An 8,866-nucleotide genomic window follows, 5' to 3' on the forward strand; every position below is an offset into this window, starting at 1 on the left:
ATGAACTCCCGGCGCCGACCACTAGGAGCGACCGGCGCAGGGCGCCAGCCGGATTCTCACAGTTCAGGACCCTCGGCGCGAACCTGTTCGACCTTCTCCATGGCCTCCCGCAGACGGGTGAGCCATGGCTGGGCGTTGTCACCGACGAGACGGACGCACCACGCGAGCGCGTCGCTACGGCTGCGCGCAACCCCCGAGTCGACCAACGTGTCAAGAACATGGCGTTCCGGTTGCCGAAGCCGGGTCATTACCGGAACGGACAGTGTCGTGAACAACTCGGTTGTGCCACCCACTGTCACCCCCCACGCAACCTTGCGCAGATAACGCTGCTCCGCCTCCCGCGCGATCGCGATCCGGGCGTCCCGGGTCGCCTCGCGGAACCGCCGGATCCGGCCCGACTCCGCGGCGGCCACCGCGGCCTGGTCGTCAGACTCGACGTCGGGAGCGGGCACCGTGCCCACAACAATGATCTCATCCCGATCCACGGTCACCGCGACCGGGCGGTTGAACCACTCGTCGGGCAGTCGCCCGGTGAACCATGCCTGTGCGTCGTCCGCGGGTGGCGCCTGCTCACGCTCGCCCCAGCGACCGTGGCCGCGCCCGCGCGATCCCGCCATGCCGTGCCTCCTCGCCGTCTGTTCTCGATGTTGGCTCCCGTGCATCGTGCACCTCCTGGTTGATTACATACTTACAAGTGATACACGAGCAACTGGAATCAGGCATCAGACATTCCTCGAAGACACTGGAAGGACCTTGACCCCCAGCTGGTCACGCACTGCCTCGGCCGTGGTCGCGGGCCGCTCACACACGAAGCCTCGGCACACGTGGACCCCGGCGGCCCGACCGTGCGCCAACGGCCCGGAGGTCACCACGACCGCGCCCGGCGCGGTGGTGAGCCGGGCGAGTCCTTCCAGGTCCGGCCGGTCGACAACCGCCACCTCAGCCGGTCCGGCGAGAAACGCCGCACCAACCGCACCCGCCCAACCGGCGAAGGACGCGTTCCTGCCGAACATCGGCACCAGGGCCGCAAGCGCCCGCTCGGCCGCTTCACGATGGTCGCGGGAAGCCGTCAGCGCCGCGTAGGTCAGCAGTGCGCCCGCGATCGCCGCCTGGCCGGACGGTGCCGGCGAGTCCGCGGAGTCCCGCGGCCGGCGCAACAGCCGCTCGGCGTCGTCCGCGGTGTCGTGGAATCCACCGTCAGCCGCGACAAAGTGCGCGCATGCGACACCAAGCAGGTCACCGGCCGCCGCCAACCACCGGTCATCACCGGTAACCTGGTGCAGAACGAGCAGGCCCTCGGCAACGTCCCCGTAGTCCTCCAGCACCCCGGCGTTGGTTCCGACCCGGCCGTGCCGACTTGTCCGGCGCAACCGGCCCGCCACCCAGTGGACGTCGAGAAGCAGCGTTGCCGCCTCAACGGCCGCGGTCACCCAGCCCGGCTCCGCCAGCAGCACGCCGGCCTCGGCCAGCGCGGCGATCGCGAGGCCGTTCCACGCCGCGACGACCTTGTCATCCCGAGCGGGCTGGGGCCGGCGTGCCCGCGCCGCCGCGAGCCGGGCCCGAACCCGGGTGAACCTGGCGGGATCGTCCGCGTCCGTGGCGAGTGCCAGCACGGATGCGCCGTGCTCGAATGTTCCCGCGGCGGTGACGCCGAAGACACCCGCGGCCCAGGCCCCGTCGTCCTGGCCGAGGACGTCGACAAGCTCGGCCGGCGTCCAGACGTAGGTGGCCCCCTCAGCGGCATGCCCGCCAGCACCAGGCGCGGTGGCCACGGTCGTGTCCGCGTCCAGCGCAGAGGCGAACCCGCCTTCGGGGGTCCGCAGCTCGCCCAGCAGGAAGGCCGCGGTCTCACGGGTGACCCGCTCGGCCAGCGCGGATCCGGTCGCCCGCCACAGGTGCAGGTAAACCCGCAGCAGCTGGGCGTTGTCGTAGAGCATCTTCTCGAAGTGGGGGACGGTCCAGGTGGCATCCACGCTGTAACGGGCGAACCCGCCAGCAAGCTGATCGTAAATCCCGCCGCGAGCCATTCTCTCGCAGGTGGCCGTGATCATACGCAGGCTCGCGGCATCCCCGGTACCGGCCCAGTGCCGTAGCAACATCTCCAGCAGCGCGGACGGCGGGAACTTCGGTGCCGTTCCGAAACCACCGTTCACCGGGTCGAAGGTCCGCCCTGCCTGCTCGACCGCGGCATCGAGCAGCCGCGCGGTGAACGGAGCCGGCGGCCCGACCGCGGCATCGGCTGCCGCGGCGACCTGACGCGCGATGCCCGCGCCGGAGGCGGTCACCTCGTCCCGGCGCGTCCGCCATGCGCTCGTCACCGCCTCGAGCAGCTGCCGGAACGACCCCATCCCCGCCCGCGGCGCCGGCGGGAAGTAGGTACCAGCGTAGAACGGCTCACCCGCCGGTGTGAGGAAGACCGTCATCGGCCAGCCACCGTGGCCGGTGAGGGCGACGGTGACGTCCATGTAGACAGCGTCGACGTCAGGCCGTTCCTCGCGGTCGACTTTGATGTTGACGAAGTGTTCGTTCATGAATGCCGCGGTTGTCGCGTCCTCGAACGACTCGTGGGCCATCACGTGGCACCAATGGCACGACGCATAGCCCACGGACAACAGTACCGGGACGTCACGACCGGTGGCCTCGGTGAATGCGTCGGCGCCCCATGGCCACCAGTCGACCGGGTTGTCGGCGTGCTGGAGCAGGTAGGGTGAGGTCTGATCAACAAGGCGGTTCGGCATGTGCCCAGCATTCCCGTTGCCGGGGAAGCGTGGCCGCCTCCCGAACATTGAACTCCATGTGGTGTATGCCCACCGGATTCTGTTGCGCGACGTCCGCGGCCTGCCCTTCCGGTCGCCCTGCTGGCCGTGGGCCCGTGCGGAACCGTCGCAAACGTCACAGCGGGACAGGGATCCCGGTCCGCCACCATGGCTGCCCTCGTTCCCATGGCCGGTTCCGCGCACCGGATGGGACCTGCTACGCCAGGCGTGGCATACCGCGCCACTGGCAATGATCTACATCATTGTCCTGGCGGCCACCTCAGCGGCCCTCGCGGTCGCCCACACCCTCGATTTCGAGCTCTATCACCGCCTCCTGGTCGCTCACTCCACCAACCTGACCGGGCTGCGGACCCGCCCGCTCTACGTCCTGCTGGCCAGCGCCTGCTGGCTTGACGGCTTCAGCTTCTTCCCGTCAGCCGCCGCGGTGGCCGCGGTTGTCGCGCCGCTGGAACGGATGATCGGCTCACGGCCGGCACTCGGAGTATTCGCGACCGGCCACATCGGAGCGAGCCTGCTCGTCGCCGGTGGCCTCGCGGCCGGCCGGGCCATGCGGCTCGTCGACGACTCGGTCACCGATGCCGTCGACGTCGGCGCGAGCTACGGTCTGATCGCCTGCGGTGCGGTGCTCGCCGCCGCCCTGCCGTCGGGCCGGCGCTGGCCGCTGGCTGGTGCTCTGACCGCCGGGCTCGCTCTCGACATGGCGCGCGAGCCCGACTTCACCGCCGCCGGTCATCTTCTCTCGGCCGCGCTCGGCCTGCTCTGCTCCCAGTACCTCCGGCGGCGGCGTCCCCTGCGCCGGCCAGCTGCCCCGAACGGAATCGTCCCGGCCCAGGGCCGGCCGGCCGCCGCTCCGCCCGCCGCACGATGGCGTCAAGTCGCGCCACCCACCGAGGGCATAGGATGAAGCTTCACCTGCTGAATAATGGATAAGGTAGACAGATGGACGCCCCGGATTTTCGTGAGATCGACAAGAAGTGGCAAGATATATGGCACCGTGAGCGCACCTGGCAGGTGTCCAACAACCTCACGGAGTCCAGCGGGGCCGCCTACGTACTTGAGATGCTTCCCTATACGAGTGGCGAGCCGCATATTGGGCACCTCAAGAACTACGCCGTGGGTGACGCAGTCGCGCACTTCATGCGCCGCAATGGCCGGCGCGTGCTTCATCCCATGGGATACGACGCCTTCGGGCTGCCGGCCGAGAACCATGCGATTCGCACGGGAAAGCATCCCAAAGAATCCACCGACGAGTCAATAGCGTCATTTGCGCGGCAGTTCCGGGAATGGGGAATCTCCATCGACTGGTCGCGCGAGCTCGCCACCCACCAGCCCTCGTACTACCGGTGGACGCAGTGGATATTTCTGCGGCTGTTCGAGAAGGGCCTCGCGTACCGCAAGAACGCCGCCGTCAAGTGGTGCCCCAAGGACGCCACCGTCCTTGCCAACGAACAGGTCGTCGGCGGGCGCTGTGAGCGATGCGGCACCGAGGTCGAAGCACGCCAGCTCGAGCAGTGGTTCTTCAGGATCACTGATTACGCGGACCGGCTGCTCGCCGGACTGCACGAGATCGAGTGGCCGGAACACGTGAAGACAATGCAGCGGAACTGGATCGGCCGGTCCGAGGGCGCCGAGGTGATATTTCCCTGCGTGGAGACAGGCGAACAGTACCATGTCTTCACGACTCGCCCGGACACCCTGTTCGGTGCCACTTTCTTCGTGCTGGCACCGGAACATCCAGATGTCCTTCGGCTCGCCGCCGGCACCCCGCAGGAAGAATCCGTCCGCGAATACGTCAACCAGGCGCTGCGAAGCACAAACGACACACGGGGGGCAGCCGACAAGCCGAAGACCGGCGTTTTCCTCGGCCGCCATGTGATCAATCCGGCGAACAACGAACATATCCCCGTCTACGTCGCCGACTACGTTCTCATGGAGTACGGGACCGGCGCTGTCATGGCCGTGCCGGCCCACGACGAACGCGACTACGCGTTCGCGCGCGAGTTCGGGCTCCCCATCACCCCGGTGATAGCCCCCGACGACCCGGACGGCCCCGCCGCCGGGCAGCTTCCTTACACCGGAGCGGGCACGCTCCGCTCCTCAGGCGAGTTCGACGGCCTGACCAGCGCCGCGGCGGGCGCGGCCATAACCTCGTGGCTCGCGGCCGAAGGTGCCGGATGCCAAACGGTGAGCTACAAGCTTCGTGACTGGCTCGTATCACGGCAGCGATACTGGGGCTGCCCGATACCAATCATCCACTGCCAGTCATGCGGGCTGGTCCCGGTGCCCGACGAGCAGCTACCGGTCCGCCTGCCCGATGTCGAGGACTACGCGCCCAAGGGGCGTTCCCCGCTTGCCTCCGCAGACGACTGGGTCAACGTGACCTGCCCGGCCTGCGGTGGATACGCCCGCCGCGAGACCGACACGATGGACACTTTTGTCGACTCGTCCTGGTATTTTCTCCGTTACTGTGACCCAACCAATACCGAGCAGGCCTGGGACTTCAACGCGCTCGCCGAGTGGATGCCGGTCGACCAGTACATCGGCGGTATCGAACACGCGATCCTGCACCTGCTGTACGCGCGCTTCCTCACCAAGGTCCTGTACGACCTCGGCAAAGTCCCCGTTGCGGAGCCGTTTGCGAAGCTCTTTACCCAGGGAATGATCACAAAAGACGGCGCCAAGATGTCCAAATCCCGCGGAAACGTCGTCTCACCCGTGCGGATCGTGAAGCATTACGGTGCGGATACCGCTCGATGCTACGTGCTCTTCATGGGGCCACCCGATACAGGCGCCGACTGGTCCGACGAGGGAATCGAGGGCGTCTACCGCTTCCTACGCCGGCTGCTGCGCCTCGGCCGGGAGCTGGCGGAGACAGACCAGGCGCCGGCCGCGGGCGACGCCCACCAGATCGACACCGGGCTGAACCGGAAGGTCGCGGAGACAATCGTCCGCGTAACCGAGAGCATGACCCAGAAATTCGCCTTCAACATTTCCATAGCGGCCATCATGGAGCTGTCGAACTCAGTGAGCCGGGCACAACGGGACGGAGCGAGTCCGGCGGCTCTCCGGCACGCGGTCGCCACGGGGGCGTCACTCCTTTTTCCCTTTGCCCCGCACATCTCCTCCGAGGTCTACGAGCTGCTCACTGGACGGCGTGTGTGGGAGGATTCCTGGCCGCTTGCGGATATGACCCTGCTGGCCTCTGCGACAAAGCTGATCGTATGCCAGGTCAACGGCAAGGTGCGAGATCGCGTTGAAGTGCCGGCCGGCGCGGATGACGCGGTAGTCGAATCCGCCGCGAGGGCCTCCCAGGCCATGCTGCACGCCCTTTCCGGCAGCACGCTTCTCAAAACAGTCGTCGTCAGGGACAAACTCATCAATTTTGTCGTTCGCTGAGCGGGCCACCTGATCTCCGGCCCGGTCGGCCGGCAGCAGCCAGCCAGCCACGCTGGAGCTGTCCTGTCGCGCGGGGGCCGGGCGTGCGGCCGCACGGCGAGGCAGTGTGCGGCCTCATGGCGGCAGGCGGCGATAGCGTTCGCGCCTGGCCGCCAGTCTCGTTGCCGGGTGCTGTCCCCCGACGGTCCGCAGGAGCTCAACGGCGCCATCGGCAATATCGGTCATCCGGCCGCGAACGTCGCCGGAGGTCCGGGTTCCCAGGTCGGCACCGCCAGGGACATCCGGACCGGGAAGAAGCAGGTCGACGATGCCGAGCCGGCGCAGGTCATCAGCGGTGATGAACATTTCGCGGGCCAGGTCGGCGGCGCGGTCAACGGTACGGTGCATAATCACGGACGCGCCCTCCGGCGGCAACGGAGCCAGCCAGGCGTCCTCGGCCGCGACCGCGACGTCCGTCGGCAGCAGCGCCAGCGCGGCACCGCCCGTCCCCTGGCCGAGTAGCACACTCACCGTCGGCACGGGTGCGCTCATCAGCGCCGCGAGGCAATACGCGATTGCCGTGGCGAGCCCATCACGTTCTGCCTCCGGCGAAAGCTCCGCCCCGGGCGTGTCGATGACGGTGACCACGGGCAGACGTAGATCCGCGGCGCGTTGCACCGCCTGTCGTGCCGCATGTAGATCACGCACCCCGATGGGCCGATGGCGCTGGGCCGTCCGGTCCTGGCCGATGACGACGCAGGGGGCCCCGCGCAGCAGGGCGAGCGCCGTGACAATCGGTGTGCCGGGCGCCTCAGGTCCGTGGCCCAGCTCGGACGCGCCAAGAGAGGTGAGGTCGCTTGTCGAGGCCGCCAGGAACTCGCGCAGCCCGGGGCGATCGGGCGCCCGGGTCGCGAGCACCGACGCCCACGGATCCCTCGCGGCGGCCGCGGCGACGCGGGCCGGCGGTTTCCCTACGCCGCCGCGCACCGTCGCGAGACCACGGTCGGCCGTCACAACGGCCAGCACCCGCCGCACAGCTTCCCGCAGATCAGCAGGAGCGACGAGAGCGTCGAGCGCACCCGCCCGGCGCAGTTCCCGCGGGCTCTGCGTCCCGGCCGCGAACGTCGTGCCAGTGAGCGCCTCAACCACCCGGGGGCCAAGGAAACCGACCAACGCGCCGGGCTCGGCAAAGGTGACATGCCCGAGCGACGCCCAGGACGCGAGCACTCCTCCTGTGGTGGGGTGGCGCAGGTAGACCAGGTACGGCAGGCTGGCCGCCCGGTGCTCGGCGATAGCACCGCTGATCGTCAGCATCCGCAGAAAGGCGGGTGTGCCCTCCTGCATCCGGGTGCCGCCGCTCGCGGGCAGCGCAAGCAGTATCCGTTCCTCGGCGGTGGCCCGTTCGATCGCGGCGGTGGCCCGCTCTGCCGCGACAACGCCCACGCTGCCGCCGAGAAAGCCGTACTCGCTGGCCACGATGGCGACCCGGTGGCCAGCCACCCGGCCCGCGCCGGTGCGGATCGACTCGTCCGCGCCGCTTCGTTCCGCGGCCCGCGACAGGTCCCGCCGGTAGGCGGCGCTGCTGGCAGGCCGCGCTGAGGCGGTGTCCCAACAGCTCCAGCTGCCCGCATCCAGTAACAGGTCGAGCAGTTCCGCAAGATTTGGGTGCTTCACTGTGCGCGCTGTCCCCTATCAGGTGTCAGCCCTACCGGACTGCGCGCCCCAGCCAGCGACGCCACCCACACCTCCGGTGACTCCCTCCGCAGCCTCGCGATCCACCCAGCCGGACGCCGCTCCCTGATCCACGCCCCTATTGCCGGGCGCGCTCAGTCGGGCTCGGCCGAGTTCTGAGCTGGAATGTCGCTGCCGGAGCCATGGACGCCGGAAGGCCCGTCCTGATGCGTCCCACGCTCACCGAAGCGTCCGTCGGCGACGTTGCCGCGCAGCCGTACAAGGCTACGCGACATCATCACGAAGAGACCGACAGCCGCCAAGCCCAACAGCAGGACCACGAGGAAGCCGCCCGCGCCAGCGCTGACCCCGAGGGCAAGGGCCCGTCCCGCTTCTGTCACCCCTCGACCCTACGCCGGCCAGCCGGAAAACGTGGTCAGGTGCCGGCTCGGCCTGGTATCGCCGGGCTCCGGCCGGATGCCTGGCACGATCGAGGAGACGCCCGGTGCCTGGCGGTCAGAGGTCGAACTCATTGGGGTCCAGTCCCACCGCGTAGCAGGCCTCCCGGACAACCTGTTGCTCGGACTTGTCGAAGTGACCGTCAGCGCCTCCGATGACGATGCCTATCTGGATCACCGCTCGTGCCTCGGCCGGCTTCTTCTTGGTCTTACCGATGTCCTGGATCACGCTGACCTTGCCGAAGTCGAAGTCGGTCTGCAGCCTGACGCAGTAGTCGTTGAACTTCTGCTGCAGCTGCTCCGCCGGGAAGTTCTGCAGTACCTCGTTCGACCCGATGAGCGCGGCGACCTTACGGCGCTCGTCCGGGTCGATACTGCCGTCGGCTGCGGCGACCAGCGCGCACATGGCCATGCTCGCATCCCTGAAGGCACCGCTTTTGAGATCGTTCTTCTTGGCGTTCAGCTGCTGCTGCATGGACGTGGTAGTGGTGCGCAGACGATCCCAGATCGCCATGACATGATCCTCTCATCTTTGAGCGACCGGCAATAGGGGACGCGGCGTCGCGGGCTGGGGCACGCACCTCG

General features: G+C 68.4%; 7 protein-coding genes. 2 read left to right on the forward strand and 5 right to left on the reverse strand.

All coding sequences use genetic code 11. The features are described 5' to 3' along the window. Positions 1-56 precede the first annotated feature (56 nt). Together MJ797_RS10350 and MJ797_RS10355 are read right to left on the reverse strand one after the other, a co-directional pair. The gene (locus MJ797_RS10350) at positions 57-617 is read right to left on the reverse strand and encodes a hypothetical protein (protein WP_239334103.1); all 561 of its coding nucleotides are present in this window, start codon (positions 615-617) and stop codon (positions 57-59) included. A gap of 105 nt (positions 618-722) precedes the next feature. After that, complete coding sequence (locus tag MJ797_RS10355) at positions 723-2,738, reverse strand: thioredoxin domain-containing protein (RefSeq protein ID WP_239334104.1); 2,016 nt, start codon at positions 2,736-2,738, stop codon at positions 723-725. On the opposite strand from MJ797_RS10355, the gene MJ797_RS10360 reads away from it, so the two are divergent. Both MJ797_RS10360 and leuS read left to right on the forward strand, forming a co-directional pair. After that, positions 2,737-3,681, forward strand: a complete 945-nt coding sequence (locus MJ797_RS10360; protein ID WP_239334105.1) for a rhomboid-like protein — start codon at positions 2,737-2,739, stop codon at positions 3,679-3,681. The two genes, MJ797_RS10355 and MJ797_RS10360, sit on opposite strands and share 2 nt — an antisense overlap. A gap of 35 nt (positions 3,682-3,716) precedes the next feature. Further along, complete coding sequence (gene leuS, locus MJ797_RS10365; protein WP_239334106.1) at positions 3,717-6,173, forward strand: leucine--tRNA ligase; 2,457 nt, start codon at positions 3,717-3,719, stop codon at positions 6,171-6,173. 114 nt (positions 6,174-6,287) lie between these two features. Here the strand turns inward: leuS and MJ797_RS10370 are convergent, their stop codons facing one another. The 3 genes from MJ797_RS10370 to MJ797_RS10380 all read right to left on the reverse strand — a co-directional run bounded on the left by MJ797_RS10370 (position 6,288) and on the right by MJ797_RS10380 (position 8,795). Next, positions 6,288-7,826 (reverse strand): carboxyl transferase domain-containing protein, encoded by a 1,539-nt coding sequence (locus MJ797_RS10370; RefSeq protein ID WP_239334107.1) that lies wholly within the window; start codon positions 7,824-7,826, stop codon positions 6,288-6,290. Positions 7,827-7,978: 152 nt separating this feature from the next. Then, the gene (locus tag MJ797_RS10375) at positions 7,979-8,224 is read right to left on the reverse strand and encodes a hypothetical protein (protein WP_239334108.1); all 246 of its coding nucleotides are present in this window, start codon (positions 8,222-8,224) and stop codon (positions 7,979-7,981) included. Positions 8,225-8,339: 115 nt separating this feature from the next. After that, positions 8,340-8,795, reverse strand: a complete 456-nt coding sequence (locus tag MJ797_RS10380; RefSeq protein ID WP_239309256.1) for a tellurite resistance TerB family protein — start codon at positions 8,793-8,795, stop codon at positions 8,340-8,342. Between the last annotated feature and the right edge of the window lie 71 nt (positions 8,796-8,866).

The sequence above is a fragment of the Protofrankia sp. CiP3 genome (assembly GCF_917627345.1).
Taxonomy (GTDB): Bacteria; Actinomycetota; Actinomycetes; order Frankiales; family Frankiaceae; genus Protofrankia.